Raw genomic sequence first — 25,533 nt, 5'->3', positions numbered from 1 at the left:
GGCGGACCAGGCGTCGGCTCTCCGGCGTCCCGCCCGCTCAGCGGCCGTGCCACACCTGGGCGGCAGGCAGCTCGGAGGCCGCCGCCCCGCGGCGCAAGCGGCGGGCCGCCCCCGCCGCCGCCAGGACCACGAGGACCGTCACCGCCGCGTGCACCGGCCAGTCCCCGAAGCGCACGTAAAGCGTGCTGCCGTGCGCCGTCGGCACCTCGTACACGCGGGCCGCGCTCGCCGACGTGCCCAGCCACGAACCGGCGCGCGCCCCGCTGGGGCCGTACACCGCGGACACCCCGGTCAGCGTCGCGTGCACCATGGGACGGCCGGTCTCCGCGGCCCGCACCGCCGCGAGCGACGCGTGCTGCTCCGGCGCCCAACTGTGCTGGAACGTCGACGTCGACGACTGGGCGAGCAGCACCCGCGCCCCGTCCTTCGTCAGCTTCCGCGTCATGTCGGGGAACGCCGACTCGAAGCACACCAGCGGACCGACCCGCAGGTCCCGGCCGTCGTGCCGGGCGTCCATGACGATCTGCCGGGTGCCGCGCATCCGGTCCTCGCCCGCCGCCTTGCCGACCGACGTGGCCCAGCCGAGCAGGGAGCGCGCCGGGACGTACTCGCCGAACGGCACGAGCCGCATCTTGTCGTAGTGCTCGCCGGTCGGGCCGTCCGGGCCGATCAGGACCGAGCTCTTGTAGATGCCCTGCGCGCCGCCGTCCGACGCGGGGCGCCGCGCGTCCACGTTGACCAGCACGTCCGCGTCGACCTCGCGGGAGAGCGCCGCGATCCGGCGGGCCAGGTCGGGTCGCTCGTCCAGGTCGCGGCCGACGCTGCTCTCGCCCCAGACGACCAGGTCGACATCGCGGCCGGCCAGCGTACGGGTCAGGGCCTCCTCGCGGGCGAAACGGCGGTCCGCGCTCCCGGTCCCGTCGAAGATCCCCGGCTGGACCACCGCGATGTCCACCCGGCCGTCGACCTGCGGCCGCGGCGCCCAGGCCCACGCGACGCCGGTGGCCGCGAGCGTCGCGACGAGTCCGGCCACGGCGGCCGTACGGGCGCCGCGCGCGACCACGAGCACCGTGATCCCGGTGTTCACGGCCACCACGAGCAGGCTCACCAGCCAGACGCCGCCCACCGAAGCGAGCCGCAGCGCGGGCGTCACCTGCCACTGGCTGGAACCGAGCAGCCCCCACGGACCGCCCAACCCCTGCCAGGACCGGACCAGTTCGACCATCAGCCAGCCGGACGGCACCGCGACGAGCGCGGTCGCCGCCTGTCCCGCCGACGGCACACCGTGCAGCAGGCGGCGCAGCAGCCACCCCCAGGGCGCCCACAGCGCGCCGAGCAGCGCCGCGATGACCACCGTGAAGACGTGCAGGCTCGGCAGCAGCCAGTGGTGCACCGCGAGCATGAACCCGAGACCGCCCAGCCAGCCGTCGAGCGCCGCGCGCCGGGCGTGGCCGCCGAGCGCGCGAGCAGCATCCACGGCACGAGGGCCACGTACGCGAACCACCACAGCGACGGCGCGGGGAACGCGAGCGCGGGCAGGGCGCCCGCGCCGACCGCCGCCGCACCGCGCCACCAGGGCGACGCGCCCAGCCGCTGCCGCCGTCGCTCCATGTGCCGCGCCTCCCGGGTCGTTCGTCTCTCGTCACGTGCCTTCAGTGTGCGCGCCGTGAGTGATCAACGACAGTGGGCACCACGCGAGGTGAGGGAGCGGTTCACGCGTCCGCGGCGGCCCGCTCCGGCATCCGGCGCCACTTCTCGCGCACGGTCACGCCGCGCAGCCGCCAGCCGCCCTGCGTCCGGACGAGGAGGAACGCGTACCGGCCGCCGCACACGAAGTCCGGGGCGTCCGACGAGCCGTCGCCCGCGAACCGCATCGGGTTGACGTAGTCGGCCCGGACGTGCGCCGTGTCGCCGACGTCCCGGTCCACGCTGTCGAAGCGCACCTGCCGGTTGACGATCAGATGCTGTCGCATCGGGAACAGCTCCATCGTCGACGACAGCCATCGGGCGACTTCCTCGGCGCTGCCCTCCACCCCGCCCGCCGAGCGGTAGTCGGCGCGGCCGTCCGGGGCGAACAGGGCGCGGTAGGCCGCCCAGTCGCCGTCGTCCACGGCCGCGGCGTAGTCGGTCACCAGATCATCGACGGCGAACCGGTCGAGGACGGTCGCGAGTTCCACACGCTGCGTCATCGGATCAGTGTCGGGGCCCGGCCGGTCGCAGCCAAGGGGCGTGCGCGACCCGGCTGCGCGCCGGTAGCATCCGGCTGTTCGAGAGCGGTCCCCGACCCGTCCGAGAACGGGTCGACCTGTCCTGATGGGGAGGCGGTCGATGAAGAACGAGGAACGTAGGGCGAAGTACCTGAAGCAGACCGGACGCAAGAAACTGACAGGGCGCCAGAAGCGCCGGATCGCCCGCAAGGCCCGCCAGGGCAAGGGCTGACCGGCGGGCCGGAAAACCCCGGGGCGGCCGTCAAGATCGCTGCTACGGTCGCCCCATGTCAGCAGAATCGAACACTCCCGCGGTCGCGGACCCGGGCCCCGTCACCGCCGAAGACGTCGCGCACGCCGTCGAACTCGCCGTGAGCGCCCTGCGCCCCGCGCTCGACGCCGACTGGGACGTCCCCGCCGGATCGCTGGAATGGACCTGCTGGGAGACCGGCGAGCACCTCGCCGACGACCTGTTCTCGTACGCGGGCCGGATCGGCTCGCTGCGCCCCTCGACGCAGGCCCAGGAGCCGTACGGCTGGGCGAAGCGCCGCCCCGAAGGGCCCGCGAACACCATCACCGCCGACCGGGAGTTCGGCCCCGCGGCCCTGCTCGACGTGCTCGAGGCGTGCGGCGGACTGCTCGTCGCCGTGGTCAGGGCGACCCCGTCGACGGCCCGCGGCTACCACGTCTTCGGCATCAGCGACCCCGAGGGGTTCGCCGCGATGGGCGTCGTCGAGACCCTCCTGCACGCCCACGATCTGGCGCGGGGACTCGGCGTGGACTTCGAGGCGCCTGCCGACCTGTGCGCCCGCGCGCTGCACCGCCTCTTCCCGGACGCCCCCGCCGGCTTCGCGCCGTGGCCGACCCTGCTGTGGCTGACCGGGCGGGGTGAACTGCCGGGTCACGAGCGGGTCGGCACGTGGCGCTGGTACGGTGCGCCCCGCGCAACATGATCTCCGTACGGGAGGACTCCTTGACCCGCCCCATCACCCTCGTCACCGGCGGCAGCCGGGGCATCGGCGCCGCGACCGCGCTGCGACTCGCACGCGACGGGCACGACATCGCCCTGTCCTACGTCCACGACCAGGACGCGGCCGCGCGGACGGCACGCGCCGTGTCCGCCGCGGGCGCGCGCTGCGCCGTCGTCCGGGCCGACACGTCCCAGGAGGCGGACGTGGAGCGGCTGTTCGACGAGGCGGCCGCCCGGCTCGGGCCGCTCACCGGCCTGGTGAACAACGCCGGGATCACCGCGCCGCTCGGCCCGCTCGCCGAGGCCCGCACCGAGGACCTGCGCCGCGTCGTCGACGTCAACGTCCTCGGCGTCCTGCTGTGTTGCCGTCGCGCCGCCCGTGACATGGGCGCCGCGGGCACCGGCGCCATCGTGAACGTCTCCTCCGCGGCGGCCACGCTCGGCAGCCCCGGCGACTACGTCCACTACGCCGCGTCCAAGGCCGCCGTCGACACGCTCACGCTCGGCCTCGCCAAGGAGCTCGGCCCGGTGGGCGTCCGGGTCAACGCCGTCGCGCCGGGCATCATCGACACCGAGATCCACGCCGCGAGCGGCGCCCGGACCGGGCCGCGCAGTCGGCCCCGGCATCCCGCTGCGCCGCCCCGGCACCGCGGACGAGGTCGCCGGCGCGATCGCCTGGCTGCTGTCGCAGGACGCGGCGTACACGACGGGGACGGTCCTGCGGGTGGCCGGGGGACGCTGAGCGGAGTCAGGCGGCCCTGACGATCTCGGCGCGCACGGCCGCCGCCCACTCCGTCACCAGCCGGTCGTACTCGGCGCGCTGCTCGGTCGTCAGGCGCCCGCCCGCGCGCAGCCAGAGGCCGCGGATCTGCTCGTTCACTTCCTCGGCAGAACGCACGGAACCAGACGGGACGGGCGGCATGCGGCAAGGCTACGGTCGCCGTCGCCGCTTGGGAACCCTGAGCGAGCGGGCGGCTGCGTCAAGTGATCGTCCGCGTAAGGGAGTTGAGGTTCACGGGGCGGATGTGAGGGCGGGGACCGCCGAGCGGGCCAGCTGGTCGAGGCGGTCCGCGTCGCGGGTGCCGGGCTCGGCCGTGTAGACCATGACCCGCAGATCGGCCCCGGCGACGGCGAGGATGTCGCAGTCGAGGGTGAGCGTCCCCGCGTCCGGGTGGTCGATCGTCTTGCGCGCCGCCTGATGGTGACCCACGGCCCCGGAGTCCCACAACTCGGCGAACCGGGCGCTCTTCGTGCGCAGTTCGGCGACGAGTGAGGGCAGCCGCGGGTCGGCCGGGTAGCGGCTCGCGGTCGTCCGCAGGTCGAAGACGAGGGCCGTCTCCATCGCCCGCCGCTCGCGCGGGCTCTGCCGCACCCGCCCCTCGGGGCCGAGGAACGTCCACCACACGCCGTTACGGCCGTGGCCGGGCCACTCCGGGCGCTCGCCCATCAGGGCCGTGTACAGCGGGTTCGCGAGGAGCAGCGTCCAGGCCGCGTCGAACACGGCGACGGGCGTGCCGGCCAGCCGGTCCAGGAGGCGGTGCACGCTCGGCGTGACCGCGGCGGGCACCGTGCCCCGGCCGGGCGGCACCAGACCCGCGAGCCGGAAGAGGTGCTCGCGCTCGGCGGCGGACAGGCGCAGGGCGCGGGCGAGCGCCTCCACGACCTGGTCCGAGGGTGCGCGGCCCGGCCCTGCTCCAGGCGGGTCACGTAGTCCGCCGAGATGCCCGCGAGCAGCGCCAGCTCCTCACGGCGCAGTCCGGCCGCGCGGCGCTGCCCGCTCGCGGTCAGCCCCGCCGACTCCGGTGACACCCGGTCCCGCCATCGCCGTACCGCCGCACCGAAGGAACCGGACTCCACGCTCGCCATGAGGTCCACTGTGCACCGCCCGCCGCGGATCTTCCTGGTACCGGGAGTCCCAGGAAGACGGGACGCCTGGCTGCGCCGGGGGGCGCGGCGGAACCTGGACGCATGACCACCACACTCATCACCGGGGCCAACAAGGGCCTCGGCCGCGAAACCGCCCGCCGGCTCGTCGAGGCCGGACACACCGTCTACGTCGGCGCCCGCGACCCCGAGCGCGGCCGCGTCGCCGCCGAGGAACTGGGCGCCCGGCACGTCGTCATCGACGTCACCGACGAGGCGTCGGTCGCCGCTGCGGCCCGCCGGATCGAGGCCGACGGCGGCCTCGACGTACTGATCAACAACGCCGGTGTGGAGGGCCGCACCGCCGACAACGGCATCGTCGCCCCCGCCGACGAGACGGTCGACACGCTGCGCCCGCTCTTCGAGACGAACGTCTTCGGCACGCTCCGCGTCACCCACGCGTTCCTGCCCCTGCTGCGCCGCTCCGCCGCCCCCGTCATCGTGAACGTCAGCAGCGGCCTCGCCTCCCTGGCCGGCATGTCCGACCCGGCGAGCCCCGGCGCCTTCTACCCCGGCATCGCGTACCCGGCCTCCAAGACGGCGGTCAACATGCTCACCGTCCAGTACGCGAAGGCGTTCCCGGAGATCCGCGTCAATTCCGTCGAGCCCGGCTTCACCAAGACCGATCTGAACGGCAATCAGGGCACCCAGACCGTGACGGAGGGCTCCGAGATCATCGTCCGCATGGCGCGGATCGGGCCGGACGGGCCGACGGGACGGTTCTTCGACGCGACCGGGGCCGTGGCCTGGTGACGGGGGCCGATCAGCCCGCCGACTCCGCCGCGTGCGGGCTCAGGACACCCATGCCGACCAGGATGAACAGGGCGATGCCGAGCGCGATGCGGTAGTAGACGAACGGCATGAAGCTGCGCGTCGAGATGAACTTCATCAGCCAGGCGATCACCGCGTAGCCCACACCGAACGCGATGATCGTCGCGAAGATCGTGGGCCCCCAGGAGACATGGCCGCTCTCGCTCGCGTCCTTCAGCTCGAAGACGCCGGAGGCGAGGACCGCCGGGATCGCCAGGAGGAACGAGTAGCGGGCCGCCGACTCGCGGGTGTAGCCGAGGAAGAGACCGCCGCTGATCGTCGCGCCCGACCGGGAGACGCCCGGGATCAGCGCCATCGCCTGGCAGACGCCGTAGATCAGGCCGTCCTTGACCGAGAGGTCCTTGAGTTCCTTGCGGGAGCGGACGGCACGGTGCTTGCCGCCCACCTCGTCGCGGGCCGCGAGGCGGTCCGCGACGCCGAGGACGACACCCATCACGATCAACGTGGTCGCCGTGAGACGCAGATCACGGAACGGTCCCTCGATCTGGTCCTTGAACGTGACGCCCAGCACGCCGATCGGGATCGAGCCGACGATCACCAGCCAGCCCATCTGCGCGTCGTGGTCGCCACGCAGCGTCTTGTCCGTGAGGGAGCGCGACCACGCCGAGATGATCCGCGCGATGTCCTTGCGGAAGTAGATCACCACGGCCGTCTCCGTGCCGAGCTGGGTGATCGCGGTGAACGCGGCCCCCGGGTCGTTCCACGAGGCGAACGCGGCGGTCAGCCGCAGATGGGCGCTCGACGAGATCGGCAGGAACTCCGTCAGCCCCTGGACGAGTCCGAGGATGAATGATTCGAACCAAGACATGGAGGAGTACGCGATCCAAGGTGCTGGGCGGGAACCGGCCGCGGACGCGGGCCAGACAGGGCTGTGCGCTCCGCCGTCCGAACGGGCCGCGGGCGCACGCGGGGCAGCGTAGCGCCCGAAAGTGACGGGCTCCCCACGGGGACCGGATCCGGCTCACGCGCGGGCGGCGTCGTCCTGCGCCGCCAGCAGGGTCTCGCCGGCCGGCGTGCGGTAGTAGAGCACCGAGCGGCCCGCCCGCCGCCGCCCGACCAGACGCGCGTCCAGCAGCACCTTGAGATGGCGGCCCACCGAACCGAGGCCCTGCCCGGTCAGCGCGACCAGCTGCGTCGTCGTGAGCGGATGGTCGAGGAGGGTGAGGACGTGCGCGCGGGCGGCGCCGATCAGCACGGCGAGCCCGGCCGGCGGCGTCGTGCCGCCGGCGTCGGCGAGGGCCCCGCGCACGGGTACACCACGGCGTACCGGTCCGTGCCCGGGGCGCGGTGCGGCGGGGCCGTCTCCCACGACACCCAGCCCTGCTGCGGGGTGACGGGGACGAACAGCAGCCGGGACCCCGAGATATCCCGCGGCGGATAGTCGTGGGCGTTGATCCGCAGGCGCCCGCCGCCCTCCCAGCCCATGGCCGGCCGCATCCCGCCGAACGCCGCCGCCCAGCCGCCCCGGGTCAGTTCCCGGGTCCGTGCCAGGACATCGGCCTCCATCACCCGGCGCCTGCGCGCCCACTCGGGCCGCACGGTCTCCCGCCACACCCAGTCCAGCAGCGACGCGGCGCGCTCCGCCAGGTCCTCCGCGCCGTCGAGCTCGGCGGGCAGCGATCCGGGCGACGAGAGCGCCAGGTGCGCGCGGACCGCGGCGGGCGGCGTCGCCCGGATCCACGCGAGTCCGTCCGCGAGGTCGTCCTGCCGCTCGCCGACCGGGGTGGGCGTGATGAAGTCCGCGTTCCACAGCGCGCCGAACATCGCGTCGACCAGCAGCGCGGTGACCCGGTCCGCGGCGAGCCGGGCGCGGTAGGCGGGCAGATACGTGTCCAGCCAACGCCGTTCGCCGGGATGCGCGGCGACGGGGGAGGCCAGCTTCTTCAGGCTCGCCGTGGTCTCGGCGAGCGACGAGACCACGAACCGGCTGTCGGCGAGCGTGTCCGCGTCGACCTGCCAGACCCCCACGACCCTGCCTTCCCCCGGACCCGGCCGATGGTTTCGCCGGTCCGCGAAACATTAACGCCCGACCCGTCCCGCCCCGCAGCCTCCCCGCATGTCACCGCTGCCGCGCACCTACCGCGATCTCTTCGCCACGCCCGGGTTCACGCCGTTCTTCGTCGCCGGCTCGTTCCAGGTCGCGGCCCAGACGGTCGCCGGACTCGCCCTCGGCTCGCTCGTCTACGCCTCCACCGGATCACCGCTGCTGTCCGCGCTCGCCATGTTCGGGCCGTCACTCGCCCAGGTGGTGGGCGCGCTCACGCTGCTGTCCGCGGCGGACCGGCTGCCGCCCCGCGCGGCCCTCGCCGGACTCTCCTCTTCCTCGCCGTCGCCACCGCGACCCAGGCCGCGCCCGGCCTGCCCACGGCGGCCGCGCTCGCCCTCGTCCTCGCGCAGGGCGTGCCCGCGGCGCTGGGCGGCGGCGTCCGCTACGGCCTGCTCACCGACATCCTGCCCAAGGACGGCTACCTCCTCGGCCGCTCCGTCCTCAACATGAGCGCAGGTGCCTGCCAGATCCTCGGCTACGCGGTCGGCGGGCTCCTGGTGGCGCTCACGTCGCCGCGCGGCACGCTGCTGATCGCCGCCGCGTCGTACGCCCTGTCGGCGACGGTGGCCCGCCTCGGCCTGACCCGGCGCCCGGCGCGGGCCGCGGGGCGCCCCTCCCTCGCCGCGACGATGCGTGGCAACGCCCGCTTGTGGTCCTCGCCCGCGCGCCGCTGCGTCTACCTCGCGCTCTGGGTCCCCAACGGCCTGATCGTCGGCTGTGAAGCCCTCTTCGTCCCGTACGACCCCGCGCACGCGGGCCTGCTCTTCGCATGCGCGGCGTTCGGCATGCTCGCCGGGGACACGGTCGTCGGACGGTTCGTGCCCACGCGGCTGCGCGGCCGCCTCGGCGCACCGCTGCGCCTGCTGCTCGCCGTCCCCTATCTGCTGTTCGCCGCGGGGCCCGCTCTTCCGGTGGCGCTGGTGGCGGTCGCGCTCGCCTCGGTCGGGTTCGCGGCGAGCCTGCTCCTCCAGGAACACCTCCTCGCCCTCACCCCGGACGAACTCAGCGGCCACGCCCTCGGGTTGCACACGGCGGGGATGCTCACGATGCAGGGGGTGGGCGCGGTCCTCGCGGGCGCCCTGGCCGAGGCGACCTCGCCCCGCACGGCCCTGCCGCTCCTCGCGGCCGCGTCCGCCGTGGTCACGCTGGCACTGGCCCGGGGCCTGCGCCGCGCGGAGACCGAGGCGTCGGACACCACCGCGCTGTCGGCGACCGAGGCGGGGCGCAGGCGCTCCGGGGCCACCGGATCCGCCCCGCCGCGAGGCTCCAGGGCCACCGCATCCGCCCCGCCGCGAGGCTCCGGGTCCGCCGGATCCGCCCCGCCGCCCTGTTGACCCCCCTCCGCCTCCCCGCATAGCGTCGACCCCGCGTGGAAAGCGCTTGCTACGGCGTGCCGTGGCGGCGTCACCGCGCACCAGGCCCCGTCACCGCACCCCGATGGAGTGTTGATCGCGCCCATGCGCAGCGCACCCGCACCAGACCGTTCCGGCCCCCGTGCCTCCCGCCTCAAGGTCGCCGTCGTCGGCGCCGGCGGCATCGCCCGCGGCAGTCACCTGCCGGCCCTCCAGGAACTCGCCGAGGAGGGTGAGGTCGAGGTCGTCGCGGCGGTCGACGTCGACGACGACGCCGTCCGGCGGTTCTGCGCGGACGGCGGGATACCGCACCCGTACACCGACCTCCAGCGGATGCTCGACGAGCAGCGGCCCGACCTCGTCACCGTGTGCACCCCGCCGACCCTGCACCGCGAGCAGACCGTCGCCGCCCTGCGGGCCGGGGCCTGGGTGTGGTGCGAGAAGCCGCCGACGCCGTCGCTGGAGGAGTTCGACGCCATCGAGGCCGCGGAGGGCGCGGAGGGCGGGCCGTACGCCGCCATCGTGTTCCAGCACCGGTTCGGCTCGGGCGCCCGGCACGTACGGGAACTGCTCGCCAAGGGGGACGTCGGACGGCCGCTCGTCGCCCACTGCCAGACCACCTGGTACCGGGACACCGCCTACTACTCCGTGCCGTGGCGCGGGCGTTGGGCCACCGAGGGCGGCGGCCCCGCCATGGGGCACGGGATCCACCAGATGGACCTGATGCTCGACATCCTCGGCCCGTGGTCCGAGGTGCGGGCCATGGCCGGGCGGCTCGTGCACGACGTCGAGACCGAGGACGTCTCCACCGCCCTGGTGCGGTTCGAGAGCGGGGCCATGGCCACGATCGTCAACAGCGTCCTCAGCCCCGACGAGGTCAGCCGCATCCGCATCGACTGCGAGCGCGCGACCATGGAGCTCACGCATCTGTACGGGTACGGGAACGCCGACTGGGTCGTCACCCCGGCTCGCGACGTCCCGGCCGAACTCGCCGCCTCCTGGCAGGACTTCGGCACCGACGTGCCCAGCTCGCACCTCGCCCAGCTGCGCGAGCTCGTCGCCTCGATGCGGGCCGGGGTGCGCCCGCGCAGCAGCGGGGCCGACGGCCGCACCAGCCTGGAGCTCGTCTCGGCCCTCTACAAGTCGGCGTTCACCGACGTCACCGTCCGCGCCGGGGAGATCGGTCCCGGAGACCCGTACTACACCGCCCTGCACGGCGGCGCCCCCGGCTGGGCGCCCGCCGAGGAGGCCTCCCATGGGTGAGGCCCTGCGCGTCGTCCACACCCACGGCGACCGGATCACCGTCACCGAACCCACCACCGGCGTCGAGCTGTTCGCCTACGTCTACCGCCCCGAGGCCGCGTGGGAGGCGCCCAAGCCCTACCTCCACCCGATCCGCACCCTGTCCGGCGCCCCCGTCACCGACTACCGGCCCAACGACCACCGCTGGCACAAGGGCCTTCAGATGACCGCCTCGCACCTGTCGGGGCAGAACCTGTGGGGCGGCAACTCCTATGTGCCCGGCGAGGGTTACCTGCCGCTGCCCGAACGCGTCGGCTCCATGGCGCACGTCGCCTTCGACGAGGTCACCGCCCGCGAGGACGGCACCGCCACCCTCGCCGAGCGCCTGACCTGGCACCCGTACGACGGTGAACTGTGGGCCGACGAGGAGCGCCGGATCGACGTGCGGGACGTGGACCCGGCCACCGGGTCCTGGGCGCTGACCTGGAGCAGCGCCGTCACCAACCGCCGCGCCGAACCCCTGCGCTTCGGCAGCCCCACCACCCATGGCCGTGAACTCGCGGGCTACACCGGGCTGTTCTGGCGCGGCCCGCGCGGCTTCCGTGACGGGCGCGTGCAGACCGCCGACGCCGAGGGCCCGCAGATCATGGGGACGCAGGCGCCCTGGCTCGCGTACAGCGCCGAGCTCGACGGCGTCGACGGGCACGCCACGCTCGTCTTCGAGCACGCACCGGAGAACGACCACGCGGGGGAGCGGGGCGGGCATCCCGCGCACTGGTTCGTGCGCGACGAACCGTTCGCGGCCGTGGCGCCGTCCTTCGCGTACTTCGACGAACTCGTCCTGGCGCCCGGCGAGACCCTCACCCGCCGCTACCGCGTCGTCGTCGCGGACGGGCAGTGGGAGCGGGAGGAGATCGTCACGTACCTCGCGGAGCACGCGTGGTGAGCCCGCCCTCCTTCACCGGCCTGCCCGGCGGCGTCGCCGTCTCGCACCTGTCCGTGTACGACTGGCCGGCCGCCGACGGGCTGTGCGGCGGCACCCCGCATCTGCATCTGACGTGCAGCGAGGGGTACGTCGTCACGGGCGGGCGCGGCGCCGTCCAGACGCTCACCGCGTCGGGGTACGCGCAGACGCCGCTCGTCGCGGGGACGGTCGCCTGGTTCACGCCGGGCACCGTCCACCGCCTCGTCAACGAGGACGGTGCGCTGCGCATCGTCGTCCTCATGCAGAACAGCGGACTCCCGGAGGCCGGCGACGCCGTGCTCACGCTGCCGCCGCGCTATCTGACCGACCCCGAGACGTACGCCGCCGCCACCGCCCTGCCCGTCGACGCCCCCGAGGCGGAGCGGGAGCGGGCGGCGCGGGCCCGGCGTGATCTCGCGATCGAGGGATACCTGCGGCTGCGCGAGGAGCCGAAGGAACTGGCCGCCTTCCACGAGGCGGCGGCCGCCCTCGTACGGCGGCGGACCGAGGAGTGGCGTACCCGGTGGCAGCGGGGGCCGCCGCCGCGTCCGCCGCGACGGGCCACCAGCTCGACCGGCTCGCGGCGGGCGACGCCGGACATCTCGCCGACGCGGCCGTACGGTCCGCCGTACCCTCCGCACGCGGGACGTTCGGGATGTGCGGGCGCCTCGACGTGTACCGGGCCGACTGAGCTACGCGGAGTCCGCCGAGCCCTTCAGCTGGTGGCGCTTGAACCATGCCACGACGGCGCCCGCGAGACCCGTGACCGCGATGAAGCCCATCGCGATGAGGAACACCGGGGACGTGGGCGTCGAGGCGCGGGCGCCCGCGACCACGTACGCCGCCGTGTTCGGGATCGAGCCGAGCGCCGTGGCCAGGAGGAACGGCAGCCAGCCCATCCGGGAGATCGAGGCGCAGTAGTTGGCCGCCCAGAACGGGACGCCCGGGAAGAGGCGGGCCGCCAGCATCGAGCGGAAGCCGTGCCGGCTCAACTGGCCGTCCGCCGCCTTCAGCCAGCGGCCGCGCACGAGCGGGCGCAGCGCCTCCTGGCCGAGGAGACGGCCGAGGCCGAACGACACACCGGCCCCGAACACCGTCCCGCCGATCGCCCCGACGAGCCCCAGCTGCGAGCCGAAGAGGGCCCCCGCCGCGAGATTGAGCAGCGGCCGCGGCACGAACGCCACCGTGCACAGTCCGTACGCCACGGCGAAGAGGACCAGCGCCGCCGCCCCGTTCACCTGCGGCGGCCAGCCGTCGGCGAGGATCCGCTGCGGCTCGAAGACCAGCACGCTCGTCGCGCCCGCGGCCAGCAGCATCACCAGGAGCGACAGCCGTGACCAGGGAGACAGCAGAGCCCTCGTACAGCGCGCGGCGAGCCCGGCGGGGCGGGCGGGGACGGTCTCGAACATCCGGGGAGACTAACCGACGGATACATAAGATCGCCGTAGGTTGTGTCTCACTTTCCCGGCTGATGCCCCGCTTGCGAGGAGAGTCACATGTCCGTCATCGCGGCGCCGCCCAGCGTGCTCGCCGACACCGTGCTGCCCCGGCTCACGGAGGTGTACGGCGCCGCGGCCGACCCGGAGCGGGCCGCGCACATGCGCGCCTACATGAAGGACGTCGCCCCGTTCCTCGGGCTCCCCTCGCCCGAGCGCAGACAGCTGTCGCGCACCGTCCTGGAAGGACTGCCCCGGCCCGACGAGCGTGATCTGACCGCCGTCGCGCTGCGCTGCTGGGCGCTGCCCGAGCGCGAATACGCCTATTTCGCGATCGACTACCTGAGGCGCCACGTACGCCTCCTGACCTCGCCCTTCCTGCCCGTGGCGCGGCAGCTGATCACGACCGTCCCCTGGTGGGACACCGTCGACCTGCTCGCCGCCCATGTGGTGGGCGCTCTCGTCGCGGCCGATCCCGAGCTGGCCGCCACCATGGACGCCTGGATCGAGGACCCGGACCTCTGGCTCGCCAGAACGGCGCTGCTGCACCAGCTCCGCTACAAGGACGCGACCGACACCGAGCGCCTCTTCGCGTACTGCCTGCGCCAGGCCGGGCACCCCGACTTCTTCCTCCGCAAGGCCGTCGGCTGGGCGCTGCGCGAGTACGCCAAGACCGACGCCGACGCCGTCCGCGGCTTCGTCGCCGCCCACCGCGACGTGCTCGCGCCGCTGTCCGTGCGGGAAGCGCTGAAGAACGTAGGCGGGTGACCGCACCGCGAGGCCGGGCCGCCGGGCGCGGAAAACCATTCGACGCGCGACGTCGCGTGGGCGAGGATCTGCCTCATGTTCCGGCACGCCTTCCTCGCAGCTCCGCCCGCAGTCGCGGGCGCTGCTCAGGCTGCCGTCCTCCTCGACGCCCACGGCGCGGCAGCCGTCGACGGCGCGCGACGCTGACCCTCTCCGGACATTCCGGCGGACCCCGCAGGGGGAGGGTCGGTTCCGCTCAGGGGTCCCCGCCTCGGTCAGTTGGAGGCTTCACGCATTTCTGTTCCGGAAAGGAACACCCTCAGCCATGCCCAAGACGGCATACGTGCGCACCAAGCCGCACCTGAACATCGGCACCATGGGCCATGTCGACCACGGCAAGACCACCCTGACCGCCGCCATCACCAAGGTCCTCGCCGCGCGGGGCGCCGGCACGTTCGTCCCCTTCGACCGGATCGACAAGGCGCCCGAGGAGGCGCAGCGCGGTATCACCATCAACATCGCGCACGTCGAGTACGAGACCGACACGCGCCACTACGCGCACGTGGACATGCCGGGTCACGCCGACTACGTCAAGAACATGGTGACCGGCGCGGCCCAGCTCGACGGAGCGATCCTCGTCGTCTCCGCGCTCGACGGGATCATGCCGCAGACCGCCGAGCACGTGCTCCTCGCGCGGCAGGTCGGCGTCGACCACATCGTCGTCGCCCTCAACAAGGCGGACGCGGGCGACGAGGAGCTCTCCGACCTCGTCGAGCTCGAAGTGCGCGACCTGCTGTCCGCGCACGGCTACGGCGGCGACTCCGTGCCCGTGGTGCGGGTCTCCGGGCTCAAGGCCCTGGAGGGCGACGCGCGCTGGACGGCGTCCATCGAGGCGCTGCTCGACGCCGTGGACACGTACGTCCCGATGCCGGAGCGGTACGTGGACGCGCCGTTCCTGCTGTCGGTCGAGAACGTCATGACCATCAGCGGGCGCGGCACCGTCGTCACCGGGGCGGTCGAGCGCGGCCGGGTCAAGGTCGGCGACCGCGTGCGCGTCCACGGGGCCGACGCCCTCAAGGAGGGCGAGACCGTCGTCACCGGCGTCGAGACCTTCGGCAAGCCGATGGACGAGGCGCAGGCCGGGGACAACGTGGCGCTGCTGCTGCGCGGTGTCGCCCGCGACGCGGTGCGGCGCGGGCACGTCGTCGCCGCGCCGGACAGCGTGCGGCCCGCGCGCCGCTTCACCGCGCAGGTGTACGTCCTGTCGGCGGCGGAAGGGGGCAGGAGCACCCCGGTCGCCACCGGCTACCGGCCGCAGTTCTATCTGCGCACCGCGGACGTCGTCGGGGACATCGACCTCGGCGAGGCCGCCGTCGCGCGGCCCGGCGAGACCGTCACCATGACGGTCGAGCTCGGCCGCGACGTCCCGCTCGAGCCGGGGCTCGGCTTCGCGATCCGCGAGGGCGGGCGGACCGTCGGCGCGGGGACGGTGACGTCCGTGGAGTGAGCCGGGTGTCCGGACGGTGAGCGCGCGGTGTGCGGTCGGGACCCCGGGGTCCCGACCGCACACCAGTACGTCACACTGTCCGCTGACACGACGGTTCTCGGCGGCGGAGGTCGCGGTGGCGGGCAGAGCACTCGTCCTCGGGGGCGGCGGGCTCGCCGGCATCGGCTGGATGTCCGGGCTGCTGCACGGGCTCGCCGAGGCCGGCACCGGTCTGTGGGACGCGGACACCGTCATCGGCACCTCCGCGGGCGCCGTCGTGGGCGCCCAGCTCACCTCGGGCCTGCTCACACCCGAGCGGCTCTACGAGCGTCAACTCGCCGTCCCGAAAGGCGAGTTGACCGGGCATCTCGGCTCGACCGCGACCTTCCGCTACGCGCGCGCCGCGCTCTCCTCACGCTCGATCGAGTCCTACGGGCGCAAGCTCGGGCGCCTCGCCCTCGACGCCCGCACGCCCGCCGAGGCGGAGCGGCGCGCGGTCATCGCCGGGCGGCTCGTCTCGCACGACTGGCCGGACCGGCGGCTCCTCGTGACGGCGGTCCAGGCGCGCACCGGCGCGTTCCGGGTATTCGACGGGAGCTGCGGGGTCGGCCTGGTCGACGCCGTCGCGGCGAGCTGCGCGGTGCCCGGGGTCTGGCCGCCGGTCACCCTCGACGGTGACCGCTGGATCGACGGCGGCACCCGCTCCCCGGCCAACGCCCACCTCGCCGAGGGCCACGACCGGGTCGTCGTCGTGGCGCCGATCGCGGCCGGCGGGGTGTCCTGCACGCGGCCCGCACCCAGGCCGCCCGGCTGGCCGACGCCGGCGCCCGCGTCACCCTGATCACCCCCGACCGCGCGGCCCGCCGCGCCTTCGGCAGCAACACCCTCGACCCGACGCGGCGCGCGCCCGCGGCACGGGCGGGCCGGGAGCAGGCGGCCGGGCACGTGGCGCAGGTCCTGCGGGTGTGGGGCGGCTGAGATCCGGAGCGGCACACCCCGCCCCGTGCTCCCGGCACAATGAACCCGTGAACGCACCCGACCCCGAGCCGATACCCGTCACCCGCGCCGTCGACCACGGCGTCGCCAAGCTGATGCCCGACGTGGACCGGCGGCGGGCCTGGCTGCTCACGGTCGACGGGGCGCCGCAGTCCTACGTCGACCTCGACGAGCCGACGCACCTGGAGTTCGAGTACGCGCGGCGCCTCGGGCACGTCCTGGACTGCGCGGCCGAGGACGGGCGGCCGCTCGACGTGCTGCACCTCGGCGGGGGCGCGCTGACCCTGCCCCGCTATGTCGCCGCGACCCGGCCCGGGTCGCGCCAGCACGTCGTCGACGCCGACCGCGGGCTGCTCGCGCTCGTCGGCGAACACCTGCCGCTGCCGGACGGCGCGGGCGTCGACGTGCACGGCGCCGATGCGCGGACCTGGCTGGAGGCCGCGCCGTCGGACTCCGTGGACGTGCTGGTGGCCGACGTGTTCGGCGGGTCCCGGGTCCCCGCGCACCTGACCACCAAGGCGTACGCGCGTGAGGCGGACCGGGTGCTGCGGCCGGGCGGCAGCTACGCCGCGAACCTCGCGGACGGTGCGCCCTTCGCGTTCCTGCGCTCCCAACTGGCCACGTTCCGGGCGGTCTTCGCGCACCTGGCCCTCGTCGCCGAGCCCGCGGTGCTGCGCGGCCGGCGGTTCGGCAACGCCGTCCTCGTCGCCTCGCAGACCGCGTTCGACGTGCCGGAGCTGGCCCGGCGCACCGCACGCGACGCGTTCCCCGCCCGGGTCGAGCACGGCGCGGGCCTGCACCGCTTCGTCGGCGACGCGCGGCCGGTGACCGAGGGGGACGCGGTGCCGTCGCCGGAGCCGCCGGGCGGTTCGTTCAGCGTGGGGTGAGGTCCTGCGGGGCGGTCATGGCCGTGGGCTCCTGCGCCGTGGACACGGCGACCTCCGTGGTGGTCCCCCGGCGGCGCAGGTTGCGTACGTCGGGCACGAACAGGACCGCCGTCGTCGCGAGGACGACGAGCGCCGCGCACCCCCACAGCGACGGGGTGCGGCCGAAGGCCGACTCGGCGGGACCGGCCAGCGCCGTCGCGAGCGGCACCATCGCCACCGAGCCGAACCAGTCGTAGGCCGAGACGCGGGAGAGCTTCTCCTCCGGGATCTCCTGGTGCAGGGCGGTGATCCAGGAGACGCCGAAGATCTCGATGGTGACGCCGCTGACGAACATCACGGCGACCAGGGCCGGCAGCGGTACGGGGATCGCGAGCGCCGCCGACGGCAGGGCGAGGGAGAAGACGGAGAGGGTCGCCGCGAACAGCAGGCGCTGCGGTCTCCAGCGCATCATCAGCATGCCGCCGAGGATCGTGCCGACGCCGAACGCGCCGAGCGCGAGGCCCCACGGTCCGGCCCCGCCCAGTTCGTCGCGGGCCACCAGCGGCCCGAACACCGACTCGGCGGCGCCCACCACCGCGACCACCACGGAGAACTGGGCCACGATGGTCCACAGCCAGGGGCGTCCGATGAACTCCCGCCAGCCGTCGCGCATGTCGGAGAGCAGGCCGCCGCCCGGCTCGCGCGGCGCGATGTGGCTCACGTCGAGGAACATCCGCAGCGCGCCTGCGACCGCGAACGCCGCCGCGTCCACCGCGAGCACCCAGCCGGGGCCGATCGCGGCGACCATCGCGCCGCCGAGCGCGGCGCCGCCCACCGCGGCGCCGGACATCCCCATCCGGAACATCGCGAACGCGCGGCTCGCCTGTTCCCCGGAGACCGACGCCATGAGCATGCCCTCGGCCGCCGGGTTGAAGAACGCCTGCCCCGTGCCGCCGAGCGCGCTGAGCGCCATCATCTGCCACAGCCGTGGCTCGCCCTGGAGGACGAGAAGCGCGAAGGCGCCCTGCGAGAGGAAGTTGAGCGCGTTGGCCGCGACCATCACGTGGTGGCGCGGCAGCCGGTCGGCGACGGCGCCGCCCACCAGCAGGAAGATCACGAGGAACAGGGTGCGCGCCGCGGCCACCAGGCCCACGTCGCCGCCGTCGCCGCCCGCGTCGAGCACGGCGAACGCGGACGCGATCAGCGCGCCGTGCGCGCCGAGGGTCGTGATGAACGCCGAGACGGCGAGCAGGGTGTAGTTGCGCCCGGCCCAGGCGGGACGGCGCGGCCCCTTCGACGGCGAAGACTCCGACGGCTCGGAAGGCGTCGAGGGCGGCGGGGGCGGGGAGGCGGCGGCTGAGGTCACTGAGGGACTATCGCCGCCGCGCGCCCGGGTGACAAATCGTTTAACCGCACCGTCCAGCCGGGGCCGGACGGTGCCGGATCAGGACGCGGTCGGATCCTTGTAGTAGCGAACCGAGTTGAGGATCTTGTCGATCGTCGCGTCGGGCAGCTCGCCCTTGACGCCCTTGGCGGCCCACAGGTCCCAGGACACGAAGTCGCCCTCCTCGTTCTGGAAGGCGAACACCACGGCCTTGCCCTCGCTGTCGCACTTGCCCTTGTTCGGGGTGCCTTCGGAGTGCGCCTTGATCAGGCTGCCGCTGATGCCCTGGCCGTTGGTGAACTTCTCGGCCTTGCCCAACTTGACGGCCTTGATGGACGGCTCGGTGTACCCGCCGTAGATCCACCACGCCACCCGGTTCTCGGCGGCCTGGTCGGTGCTCGTGGCGCCGTCCTCGCCGCGGGTGCCGACGCCGGACAGCGAGGTGTCCTCGGTCTGCCCGTCCTTGTCGGAGTCCTCCGTGCACCACTTGGACTGGTACTCGGCCGGGGCGGAGACGGTGGTCGTGCCGTGTTGCTTCTTGCCCTTCTTGTCCTTGTAGTCGTACTCGAAGCCGATGATCTGGTCCGCGCCGCTGGCGCTGACCTCCCAGCCCGGCGGAACGTCGAAGGCCGTCTTGTGCTTGGTGTTCACCACCGGCTGCCAGCCGTCGACCACCGGCTTGACGCTGTTGCCCTCACCGCGCGGGTTGTCGCCCTCGGTCGCGGTCGGGCTCGGGTCCTTGGACGCGGACTGCTTGGCGGCCGGCGACTTCTTGTCGCCGCCCTTGGCGTCGTCGTCCTTGTCCCCGCCGAGCACCAGGAGTCCGGTCACCCCGGCCGCGATCACGACAGCCGCCGCAGCGACGATCGCGACGATCTTCGTGGTGTTGCGACCGCCGCCACCGCCACCGCCCTGCGGCACCTGCGGCGGGCCGAGCGGAGTCGTCGGCGCGTTCCACCCCGGCTGCTGCTGGTAGGGGTTGGGCTGCTGCTGGAACCCCGGCTGCTGGTAGGGGTTCGGCTGCTGGAACCCCGGCTGCTGGTACGGGTTCGGCGTCGGCGGAGTGCTCGGACTGTTCGGGTAGGTGGGGTTGTTCGGGTCCTGCGGGTTCTGCTCGCCCCCGGGCGGCTGCTGTCCTGGCCACATGGCCGTAAACGATAGAGGGTCCCGGGGCCGGTGGTGTCCCTGCCCTGTACCGGACGTGCAACGGTTGCCGCGTTCCGTGACCTCTGGAGCGGGGATGGCCAAGGTTGCTACTCGTGGGTAACATGCCCGCCATGAGCGCAGATCAGATGTCCATCGGCGAGATGCTCGCCGCCACGGTGCCGATGGCGCGCACCCTGAACCTCGAATTCGTCGAGACCACTGCGGAGCGGGCGGTCGTCGCGCTGCCGGACCAGGCCGACTTCCACAACCACGTGGGCGGGCCGCACGCCGGCGCGATGTTCACCCTCGGAGAGTCCGCGAGCGGCGCCATCGTGCTCGCCGCCTTCGGGGAGCAGCTCTCGCGGGCCGTGCCGCTGGCCGTCAGCGCGGAGATCGCCTACAAGAAGCTCGCGATGGGTCCCGTCACCGCGACGGCGACGCTCGGACGGCCCGTCGCCGACGTCGTCGCGGAGCTGGACGCGGGGGAGCGGCCGGAGTTCCCCGTGAGCATCGCGATCCGCCGGGGCGACGGCGCCGTGACCGGAGAGATGACCGTCGTGTGGACACTCCGTCCCAACAGCTGACCTGTCCCCGTGACCGACCTGTCCCCGACGGCCTCCCGGATGACCTCCCCGGCGATTCACCGCGAGCACCACTGCACCTTCTGGCACTCGGCGGCGTCATAGGGAGCAGGTAGGCTGCCCGGCGTGCGCGAGCAGCGGGGGAGCGCACGTCGGGCACACGGAATTTTGGGTACGGGAGGCGACCGCGTTGCACGTCCAGGAGTGGCTCGACACGATTCCGGCCGTCGCCATCTACGCGTTGGTGGCGGGTGTCATCGGCCTGGAGAGCCTCGGCATCCCGCTGCCCGGAGAGATCGTCCTCGTCTCGGCGGCGCTGCTGTCGTCGCAGCACGGTGACGTGAACCCGGTGGTGCTCGGCGTCTGCGCGACCGCGGGCGCCGTCATCGGGGACTCCATCGGGTACGCGATCGGACGCAAGGGCGGTCGGCCGCTCCTCGCCAAACTCGGCCGCAAGTTCCCCAAGCACTTCGGGCCCGCGCACATCGCCACGGCCGAGCGGTCCTTCGAGAAGTGGGGCATGTGGGCGGTCTTCTTCGGGCGCTTCATCGCGCTGCTGAGGATCTTCGCCGGGCCGCTCGCGGGCGTGCTGCACATGCCGTACTGGAAGTTCTTCATCGCCAACTTCCTGGGCGGCGTGGTGTGGGCCGGCGGCACGACCGCCGTCATCTACTACGTCGGCGTCGTCGCGGAGGACTGGCTGAAGCGGTTCTCGTACGTGGGTCTCGCGCTGGCCGCGCTGATCGGCATCGGGTCGATGCTGCTGGTGAAGCGGCGGGCGGCGAAGGTCGCGGCCGAGCACGACGCCGAGTCCGAGACCGATGCGGAGACCGAGCCCGAGTCGGAGTCGACGTCGGTCGTCGTCGCCGACTGACGTCGCCGCCCCGCCCGCCTACGCGTACTCGGCCTTGTGGGCCCTCGCCAGGTCGACGTACACCGCGCCGTTGAGGGTGAGGCCCTCGCGCTCCTCCTCGGTCAGCTCCCGCTTGACCTTGGCGGGGACGCCGGCGACGAGCGATCCCGGGGGGACCACCATGCCCTGGGGGACCAGCGCCTGGGCCGCGACCAGGGAACCGGCGCCGATGACCGCGCCGTTGAGCACCGTCGCGCCCATGCCGATCAGGCAGTCGTCCTCCACCGTGCAGCCGTGCAGCACCGCGTTGTGACCGACCGAGACGCGCTCGCCGATCGTCACCGGGAAACCGGCGTCGACGTGCACCGTGCAGTTGTCCTGGATGTTGCTGTCGGGGCCGATCACGATCGGCTCGAACTCCGAACGCAGCACCGCCCCGTACCAGACACTCGCGCCCGCGTGCAGCGTGACGTCGCCGATCAGCGCGGACGTCGGCGCCGCGAACGCCGTCTCGTCCAGCTTCGGTTCCTTGCCGCCGAAACCGGCGACGAGTGCCTCGTGGGCCGTGTTTCCCATGGAGAGTCGCTCCCTTGTGATCGAACGTGCGTCGCGCCTGAGCGAACCGTACCTGTGGGGTGAAGATCACAGGCCGTCGAGGTGGGGGCGGACGGTACGGATGAGTAACGTGGCGCCGTGCCGATGAACTGGAACGCGTTCTCGTCCCGCGGGCGGTCCGCGCGGGGCCCGCTCGCCCATCGTGTCGTGCAGGCCGGCTGGCGGTGGATCCAGCGCAGGGGAGCGGTGACGGCCGAGCAGCCGGGCGGGCACCGGTTCGGCGCCATCGGGCACGGCACGAAGCTGACCTTCCCCCAGGGCACCGTGTTCGGTGAGCCGTGGATCCGGCTCGGCGCGCACTGCATCATCGGTGAACAGGTCACGCTGACGGCCGGGTTGATGCCCGACCTGGACCTCGGCCCCGAGCCGATCCTGACGATCGGCGACGGTGTCGTCATCGGCCGCGGCAGCCATGTCATCGCCGACACGACCGTGCGCGTCGGCAGCGACGTGTACATGGGGCCGTACGTCTACATCACCTCCACCAACCACTCGTACGACGATCCGCACGAGCCCATCGGCAAGCAGTGGCCGCGGATGGAGCCGGTGGAGATCGGGGCGGGGTGCTGGATCGGCACCGGCGCCGTGATCCTGCCGGGCGCGCGGATCGGACGGAACGTCGTGGTCGCGGCCGGTGCCGTGGTGCGCGGGGACGTCCCGGACCACGCCGTGGTCGCGGGGGCGCCCGCCCGGGTCGTCCGCACCTGGGACGCGGCGGCGGGATGGCAGCCGCCGCTGCGCACGCCTGCGCCGCGGCCGATCCCGTCCGACATCACCCCGGAACAGCTGCTCGCTCTCGCCGAGTGGGAGGAAGAGGGCGCCTGAGCGCCTACGGCCTGTCTGAGACAGGCCCTAGGGGCGCAGCGCTTCGGCCGCCGCCGACAGGATCGCGTCGGAGACGGCGGCCAGGGCCGGGGAGTCGAGCTTCCACCGCTGCCAGTACAGGGGGACGTCGACCGGGCGGCCGGGGGCCAGCTCGACGAGGCGGCCCGCGCGCAGCAGCGGCTCCGCCTGCACCTCGGGCACCATGCCCCAGCCCAGGCCCAGGGCGACGGACTCCACGAACCCCTCGGACGTGGGGACGGCGTGCCGCACCGCGCTCGCCCCGCTCCGGCCGCCCGACAACGCCCTTACGAACGCGTCCCGGTGGTCGTCGCTGCGGTCGAACGTGACGACCGGCGCGGTCGCGAGCGCGCGCGACAGCGGGCCGTCGAGGTATCGCTCCACGAACGCGGGGGTCGCCGCGGCGAGGTAGCGCAGCTTGCCGAGCGCGCGCACCGAGCAGCCCGCCACCGGGTCGGGCGACGAGGTCACCGCGGCCATCACCCGGCCGTCCCGCAGCAGCGTCGCCGTGCGGGTCTCGTCCTCGCGGCGCAGTTCGAAGCAGACGCGAGGCTGCTCCGGTACGCGGGTCAGCGCGGCCAGGAACCAGGTCGCCAGGGAGTCCGCGTTGACCGCGACCGACACCCGCGTCGGCCCGTCGTCGGTGCTCAGGCCCAGTTCGGCGTACGCGTCCTGTTCGAGGCGGGTCAGCTGCCGGGCGAACCGCACGACGACCTCGCCCGACTCGGTGGGGCGCACCGGTTTCGTACGGACGAGCAGCACCCGTCCCGTGCGCTGCTCCAGGGCCTTGACCCGCTGGCTGACGGCGGACGGCGTCAGGTGCAGCGCGGCGGCCGCCGCGTCGAACGTGCCCTCGTCCACGACCGTCAGAAGCGTGCGGACCTGGTCGAGGGGGAGCTCCGGAATCATCACGAGTGCTGATGGTACGTAAAAATCTTTAGCTGTACGCGCGGTGATCGTCTCCGTAGCGTCGAGGTCATGACCGCTCCACTCGCCGCCGCTGCCGCCGGATTCGGCACCGGCCTCTCGCTCATCGTCGCCATCGGCGCCCAGAACGCCTTCGTCCTGCGGCAGGGCGTGCGCCGCCAGTCCGTCCTCGCCGTCGTCGGGATCTGCGCCCTGTCCGACGCGCTGCTCATCGCGCTGGGCGTGGGCGGCGTCGGGGCCGTGGTCGTCGCGTGGCCGGGGGCGATCACCGCGGTCGGCTGGATCGGCGGCGCGTTCCTGATCGGCTACGGGATCCTCGCCGCCCGGCGGGTGCTCAGGCCGGGCGGCTCGCTGCGGGCCGAGGGGGAGGCGTCGGTGTCCCGGCGGCGGGCGATCCTCACCTGCCTCGCGATGACCTGGCTCAACCCGCACGTCTACCTCGACACCGTGTTCCTGCTCGGGTCCATCGCCGCCCACCAGGGGGCGCTGCGCTGGACGTTCGGGCTGGGTGCCGCGCTCGCCAGCCTGTGCTGGTTCGCCGCGCTCGGCTTCGGCGCGCGACTGCTCGGCCGGTTCCTGGCCCGGCCCGGCGCCTGGCGGGTGCTCGACGCACTGGTCGCCGCCACGATGCTCGTGATGGGCGCGATGCTGGTGGCCGGGGCCTGAGACGGGCGGCTGCCCGGGGCGCCGTCGGTGCTGCGATAGTGAACCCCGGATTCGAAAGATGTAGCAGCCACTGAGAACAGCCGACCACCGTCGACGAGAACAGCCAGGAAGTCCGTGGACAGCAGCGACAACACCACAGGGACCGACCCGCGGACGGGCGCGGCGGCCGAACCCGAGCCCGAGGCCGAGCCGGACCCGGGTGGTCCGCCGCCCCGGGGCGGCTGGCGCCGGTTCGCCATGGACACCCGGCCGCTGCGCATCCCCGCGTACCGCCGCCTGTGGTCGTCGACGATCGTCACGGCCGTCGGCAGCCAGCTCACGGCCGTCGCCGTGCCGAAGCAGATCTTCGACATCACGGGGTCGTCGGCGTGGGTCGGCGCGGCCGGCATGGCCGGGCTGCTCCCGCTGATCGTCTTCGCGCTGTGGGGCGGCGCCGTCGCCGACACGATGGACCGGCGCACACTGCTCCTCATCACCAACTGCGGGATCGCGGTGACCTCGGTCCTGTTCTGGATCCAGGCCGCCGCGGGATTCGACTCGGTGGCCGTCCTGATGGTGCTGCTCGCCGTGCAGCAGGCCTTCTGGGGTCTCAACGCCCCGGCGCGCAACGCCTCCATCGCCCGGCTCGTGCCCGCCGGGGAACTGGCCGCTGCCAACGCGCTCGGCTCGACCGTGATGCAGACCGGCCAGGTCGTCGGCCCGCTGCTCGCCGGTGTCCTCATCCCCGTCATCGGGCTGCCCGAGCTGTATCTGATCGACGCCCTCGCGCTGTGCGTGACGGTGTGGGCCGTGTACCGGCTGCCCGCGCTGCCGCCGCTGGACCTCGCGGTGAAGCGGCGGGCGGGCGTGCGCGAGATCGCGGCCGGATTCCGCTACATCTCCCTGCACAAGGTGCTGCTCCTGTCCTTCCTCGCCGACATCATCGCGATGGTGTTCGGGATGCCCCGGGCCCTGTTCCCGCAGCTCGCCGCCGAGACCTACGCCCCGTACGGGGAAGGGCTCGCGCTCGGTCTGCTCTTCGCGGCGATCCCGATCGGGGCGGTGGTCGGCGGACTGTTCTCCGGCACGTTCTCGCGGGCGCGGCGGCACGGGTGGATGGTGATCGGCGCGGTCGTCGCGTGGGGTGCGGCCATCGCCGGGTTCGGGCTGAGCGGCAGCCTGTGGCTCGCGGTGGTGTTCCTGGCGGTCGCCGGGATCGCGGACATGGTCTCGATGGTGTTCCGCGGGGCGATCCTGCTGTCGGCGGCGACCGACGAGATGCGCGGCCGGATGCAGGGCGTCTTCACGGTCGTCGTCGCGGGCGGCCCCCGTCTCGCCGACGTGCTGCACGGCGCGGCCGGCTCGGCGTTCGGACCCCGCGCCGCGGTGGTCGGGGGCGGGCTCCTCGTCGTGGTGACGATGCTGGGCCTGGCCTGCGCGGTGCCGGCGCTGCGGCGCTACCGGGTCTGAGC

Annotated in this window: 21 protein-coding genes and 6 pseudogenes; 16 read left to right on the top strand and 11 right to left on the bottom strand. The window is 73.7% G+C overall.

The window, feature by feature from the left end; translation table 11 throughout:
- Positions 1–37 precede the first annotated feature (37 nt).
- Together lnt and V2W30_RS05785 are read right to left on the bottom strand one after the other, a co-directional pair.
- Positions 38–1,611 (bottom strand): annotated as a pseudogene (gene lnt, locus V2W30_RS05790) (apolipoprotein N-acyltransferase).
- Between the two features lie 101 nt (positions 1,612–1,712).
- Positions 1,713–2,189 (bottom strand): nuclear transport factor 2 family protein, encoded by a 477-nt coding sequence (locus V2W30_RS05785; RefSeq protein WP_338694177.1) that lies wholly within the window; start codon positions 2,187–2,189, stop codon positions 1,713–1,715.
- A 305-nt stretch (positions 2,190–2,494) separates the two neighbouring features.
- Here V2W30_RS05785 and V2W30_RS05780 point away from each other — a divergent pair, with 305 nt between their 5' ends.
- Both V2W30_RS05780 and V2W30_RS05775 read left to right on the top strand, forming a co-directional pair.
- Positions 2,495–3,160 carry a hypothetical protein gene (locus V2W30_RS05780; RefSeq protein ID WP_338694176.1) on the top strand — a complete coding sequence of 222 codons (666 nt, stop codon included), beginning with the start codon at positions 2,495–2,497 and terminating at the stop codon, positions 3,158–3,160.
- Positions 3,161–3,180: 20 nt separating this feature from the next.
- Positions 3,181–3,919 (top strand): annotated as a pseudogene (locus tag V2W30_RS05775) (SDR family oxidoreductase).
- A 6-nt stretch (positions 3,920–3,925) separates the two neighbouring features.
- On the opposite strand, the gene V2W30_RS05770 reads toward V2W30_RS05775, so the two are convergent.
- Together V2W30_RS05770 and V2W30_RS05765 are read right to left on the bottom strand one after the other, a co-directional pair.
- Positions 3,926–4,099: a hypothetical protein gene (locus V2W30_RS05770; RefSeq protein WP_338694172.1), complete on the bottom strand. Its 174-nt coding sequence runs from the start codon at positions 4,097–4,099 to the stop codon at positions 3,926–3,928.
- A gap of 90 nt (positions 4,100–4,189) precedes the next feature.
- A pseudogene (locus tag V2W30_RS05765) lies at positions 4,190–5,043 on the bottom strand (helix-turn-helix transcriptional regulator).
- Positions 5,044–5,145: 102 nt separating this feature from the next.
- Between V2W30_RS05765 and V2W30_RS05760 the strand changes: the two are divergent.
- Entirely contained in the window at positions 5,146–5,853 is a 708-nt protein-coding gene (locus V2W30_RS05760; RefSeq protein ID WP_338694169.1) for an SDR family NAD(P)-dependent oxidoreductase, read from the top strand.
- Positions 5,854–5,863: 10 nt separating this feature from the next.
- Here V2W30_RS05760 and V2W30_RS05755 read toward each other — a convergent pair whose 3' ends face one another.
- Positions 5,864–6,739: an undecaprenyl-diphosphate phosphatase gene (locus V2W30_RS05755; protein ID WP_338694167.1), complete on the bottom strand. Its 876-nt coding sequence runs from the start codon at positions 6,737–6,739 to the stop codon at positions 5,864–5,866.
- Positions 6,740–6,892: 153 nt separating this feature from the next.
- Positions 6,893–7,899: pseudogene (locus V2W30_RS05750) on the bottom strand (ArsR/SmtB family transcription factor).
- 88 nt (positions 7,900–7,987) lie between these two features.
- On the opposite strand from V2W30_RS05750, the pseudogene V2W30_RS05745 reads away from it, so the two are divergent.
- From V2W30_RS05745 to V2W30_RS05725, 4 genes and pseudogenes are all read left to right on the top strand, one after another.
- Positions 7,988–9,312: pseudogene (locus tag V2W30_RS05745) on the top strand (MFS transporter).
- A gap of 123 nt (positions 9,313–9,435) precedes the next feature.
- The gene (locus V2W30_RS05740; RefSeq protein WP_338694166.1) at positions 9,436–10,593 is read left to right on the top strand and encodes a Gfo/Idh/MocA family oxidoreductase; all 1,158 of its coding nucleotides are present in this window, start codon (positions 9,436–9,438) and stop codon (positions 10,591–10,593) included.
- On the top strand, positions 10,586–11,518 hold the full coding sequence (locus V2W30_RS05735; RefSeq protein WP_338694165.1) for a PmoA family protein: 933 nt from the start codon (positions 10,586–10,588) through the stop codon (positions 11,516–11,518). Before V2W30_RS05740 ends, V2W30_RS05735 begins: the two co-directional genes overlap by 8 nt.
- Positions 11,512–12,227 (top strand): annotated as a pseudogene (locus tag V2W30_RS05725) (cupin domain-containing protein). Before V2W30_RS05735 ends, V2W30_RS05725 begins: the two are co-directional and overlap by 7 nt.
- Position 12,228: 1 nt before the next feature.
- Here the strand turns inward: V2W30_RS05725 and V2W30_RS05720 are convergent.
- On the bottom strand, positions 12,229–12,945 hold the full coding sequence (locus V2W30_RS05720; RefSeq protein WP_338694163.1) for a TVP38/TMEM64 family protein: 717 nt from the start codon (positions 12,943–12,945) through the stop codon (positions 12,229–12,231).
- A gap of 87 nt (positions 12,946–13,032) precedes the next feature.
- Between V2W30_RS05720 and V2W30_RS05715 the strand changes: the two genes are divergently transcribed.
- The 4 genes from V2W30_RS05715 (at position 13,033) to V2W30_RS05700 (ending at position 17,088) form a co-directional block, all read left to right on the top strand.
- Positions 13,033–13,740 (top strand): DNA alkylation repair protein, encoded by a 708-nt coding sequence (locus V2W30_RS05715; protein ID WP_338694161.1) that lies wholly within the window; start codon positions 13,033–13,035, stop codon positions 13,738–13,740.
- 304 nt (positions 13,741–14,044) lie between these two features.
- Complete coding sequence (gene tuf, locus V2W30_RS05710; RefSeq protein WP_338694159.1) at positions 14,045–15,226, top strand: elongation factor Tu; 1,182 nt, start codon at positions 14,045–14,047, stop codon at positions 15,224–15,226.
- Between the two features lie 115 nt (positions 15,227–15,341).
- On the top strand, positions 15,342–16,046 hold the full coding sequence (locus tag V2W30_RS05705) for a patatin-like phospholipase family protein (protein WP_425244489.1): 705 nt from the start codon (positions 15,342–15,344) through the stop codon (positions 16,044–16,046).
- Positions 16,047–16,296: 250 nt separating this feature from the next.
- Positions 16,297–17,088, top strand: a complete 792-nt coding sequence (locus tag V2W30_RS05700) for a fused MFS/spermidine synthase (RefSeq protein WP_338703499.1) — start codon at positions 16,297–16,299, stop codon at positions 17,086–17,088.
- Here V2W30_RS05700 and V2W30_RS05695 read toward each other — a convergent pair.
- Together V2W30_RS05695 and V2W30_RS05690 are read right to left on the bottom strand one after the other, a co-directional pair.
- The gene (locus V2W30_RS05695; protein WP_425244488.1) at positions 17,075–18,433 is read right to left on the bottom strand and encodes an MFS transporter; all 1,359 of its coding nucleotides are present in this window, start codon (positions 18,431–18,433) and stop codon (positions 17,075–17,077) included. The genes V2W30_RS05700 and V2W30_RS05695 overlap by 14 nt on opposite strands.
- Positions 18,434–18,511: 78 nt before the next feature.
- Entirely contained in the window at positions 18,512–19,597 is a 1,086-nt protein-coding gene (locus V2W30_RS05690) for a hypothetical protein (protein ID WP_338694158.1), read from the bottom strand.
- A 131-nt stretch (positions 19,598–19,728) separates the two neighbouring features.
- Here V2W30_RS05690 and V2W30_RS05685 point away from each other — a divergent pair, with 131 nt between their 5' ends.
- A complete protein-coding gene (locus tag V2W30_RS05685; protein ID WP_338694157.1) occupies positions 19,729–20,181 on the top strand; it encodes a DUF4442 domain-containing protein in 453 nt (150 codons plus the stop codon).
- 187 nt (positions 20,182–20,368) lie between these two features.
- Positions 20,369–21,052: a DedA family protein gene (locus V2W30_RS05680; protein WP_338694156.1), complete on the top strand. Its 684-nt coding sequence runs from the start codon at positions 20,369–20,371 to the stop codon at positions 21,050–21,052.
- 18 nt (positions 21,053–21,070) lie between these two features.
- Here V2W30_RS05680 and V2W30_RS05675 read toward each other — a convergent pair whose 3' ends face one another.
- Positions 21,071–21,607 carry a gamma carbonic anhydrase family protein gene (locus V2W30_RS05675; RefSeq protein ID WP_338694155.1) on the bottom strand — a complete coding sequence of 179 codons (537 nt, stop codon included), beginning with the start codon at positions 21,605–21,607 and terminating at the stop codon, positions 21,071–21,073.
- Positions 21,608–21,724: 117 nt separating this feature from the next.
- Between V2W30_RS05675 and V2W30_RS05670 the strand changes: the two genes are divergently transcribed.
- A complete protein-coding gene (locus V2W30_RS05670; protein ID WP_425244487.1) occupies positions 21,725–22,471 on the top strand; it encodes an acyltransferase in 747 nt (248 codons plus the stop codon).
- Positions 22,472–22,498: 27 nt separating this feature from the next.
- Here V2W30_RS05670 and V2W30_RS05665 read toward each other — a convergent pair whose 3' ends face one another.
- Positions 22,499–23,398 carry a LysR family transcriptional regulator ArgP gene (locus V2W30_RS05665; RefSeq protein WP_338703496.1) on the bottom strand — a complete coding sequence of 300 codons (900 nt, stop codon included), beginning with the start codon at positions 23,396–23,398 and terminating at the stop codon, positions 22,499–22,501.
- Between the two features lie 69 nt (positions 23,399–23,467).
- Between V2W30_RS05665 and V2W30_RS05660 the strand changes: the two genes are divergently transcribed.
- On the top strand, positions 23,468–24,082 hold the full coding sequence (locus tag V2W30_RS05660) for a LysE/ArgO family amino acid transporter (protein ID WP_338694154.1): 615 nt from the start codon (positions 23,468–23,470) through the stop codon (positions 24,080–24,082).
- Between the two features lie 114 nt (positions 24,083–24,196).
- A complete protein-coding gene (locus V2W30_RS05655; RefSeq protein WP_338694153.1) occupies positions 24,197–25,531 on the top strand; it encodes an MFS transporter in 1,335 nt (444 codons plus the stop codon).
- The last annotated feature ends 2 nt before the right edge of the window (positions 25,532–25,533 follow it).

This window comes from Streptomyces sp. Q6, assembly GCF_036967205.1.
GTDB lineage: Bacteria > Actinomycetota > Actinomycetes > Streptomycetales > Streptomycetaceae > Streptomyces > Streptomyces citrinus.
This window is presented reverse-complemented; position numbering and strand designations above follow the sequence as displayed.

Excerpts from the sequence above, each read along its gene's own strand:
- V2W30_RS05720 (WP_338694163.1), bottom strand. The coding sequence starts at position 12,945 with ATGTTCGAGACCGTCCCCGCCCGCCCCGCCGGGCTCGCCGCGCGCTGT.
- V2W30_RS05735 (WP_338694165.1), top strand. The coding sequence starts at position 10,586 with ATGGGTGAGGCCCTGCGCGTCGTCCACACCCACGGCGACCGGATCACC.
- V2W30_RS05760 (WP_338694169.1), top strand. The coding sequence starts at position 5,146 with ATGACCACCACACTCATCACCGGGGCCAACAAGGGCCTCGGCCGCGAA.
- V2W30_RS05685 (WP_338694157.1), top strand. The coding sequence starts at position 19,729 with ATGAGCGCAGATCAGATGTCCATCGGCGAGATGCTCGCCGCCACGGTG.
- V2W30_RS05785 (WP_338694177.1), bottom strand. The coding sequence starts at position 2,189 with ATGACGCAGCGTGTGGAACTCGCGACCGTCCTCGACCGGTTCGCCGTC.
- tuf (WP_338694159.1), top strand. The coding sequence starts at position 14,045 with ATGCCCAAGACGGCATACGTGCGCACCAAGCCGCACCTGAACATCGGC.
- V2W30_RS05740 (WP_338694166.1), top strand. The coding sequence starts at position 9,436 with ATGCGCAGCGCACCCGCACCAGACCGTTCCGGCCCCCGTGCCTCCCGC.
- V2W30_RS05665 (WP_338703496.1), bottom strand. The coding sequence starts at position 23,398 with ATGATTCCGGAGCTCCCCCTCGACCAGGTCCGCACGCTTCTGACGGTC.
- V2W30_RS05715 (WP_338694161.1), top strand. The coding sequence starts at position 13,033 with ATGTCCGTCATCGCGGCGCCGCCCAGCGTGCTCGCCGACACCGTGCTG.
- V2W30_RS05660 (WP_338694154.1), top strand. The coding sequence starts at position 23,468 with ATGACCGCTCCACTCGCCGCCGCTGCCGCCGGATTCGGCACCGGCCTC.
- V2W30_RS05770 (WP_338694172.1), bottom strand. The coding sequence starts at position 4,099 with ATGCCGCCCGTCCCGTCTGGTTCCGTGCGTTCTGCCGAGGAAGTGAAC.
- V2W30_RS05780 (WP_338694176.1), top strand. The coding sequence starts at position 2,495 with ATGTCAGCAGAATCGAACACTCCCGCGGTCGCGGACCCGGGCCCCGTC.
- V2W30_RS05700 (WP_338703499.1), top strand. The coding sequence starts at position 16,297 with ATGCCCGACGTGGACCGGCGGCGGGCCTGGCTGCTCACGGTCGACGGG.
- V2W30_RS05755 (WP_338694167.1), bottom strand. The coding sequence starts at position 6,739 with ATGTCTTGGTTCGAATCATTCATCCTCGGACTCGTCCAGGGGCTGACG.
- V2W30_RS05675 (WP_338694155.1), bottom strand. The coding sequence starts at position 21,607 with ATGGGAAACACGGCCCACGAGGCACTCGTCGCCGGTTTCGGCGGCAAG.
- V2W30_RS05690 (WP_338694158.1), bottom strand. The coding sequence starts at position 19,597 with ATGTGGCCAGGACAGCAGCCGCCCGGGGGCGAGCAGAACCCGCAGGAC.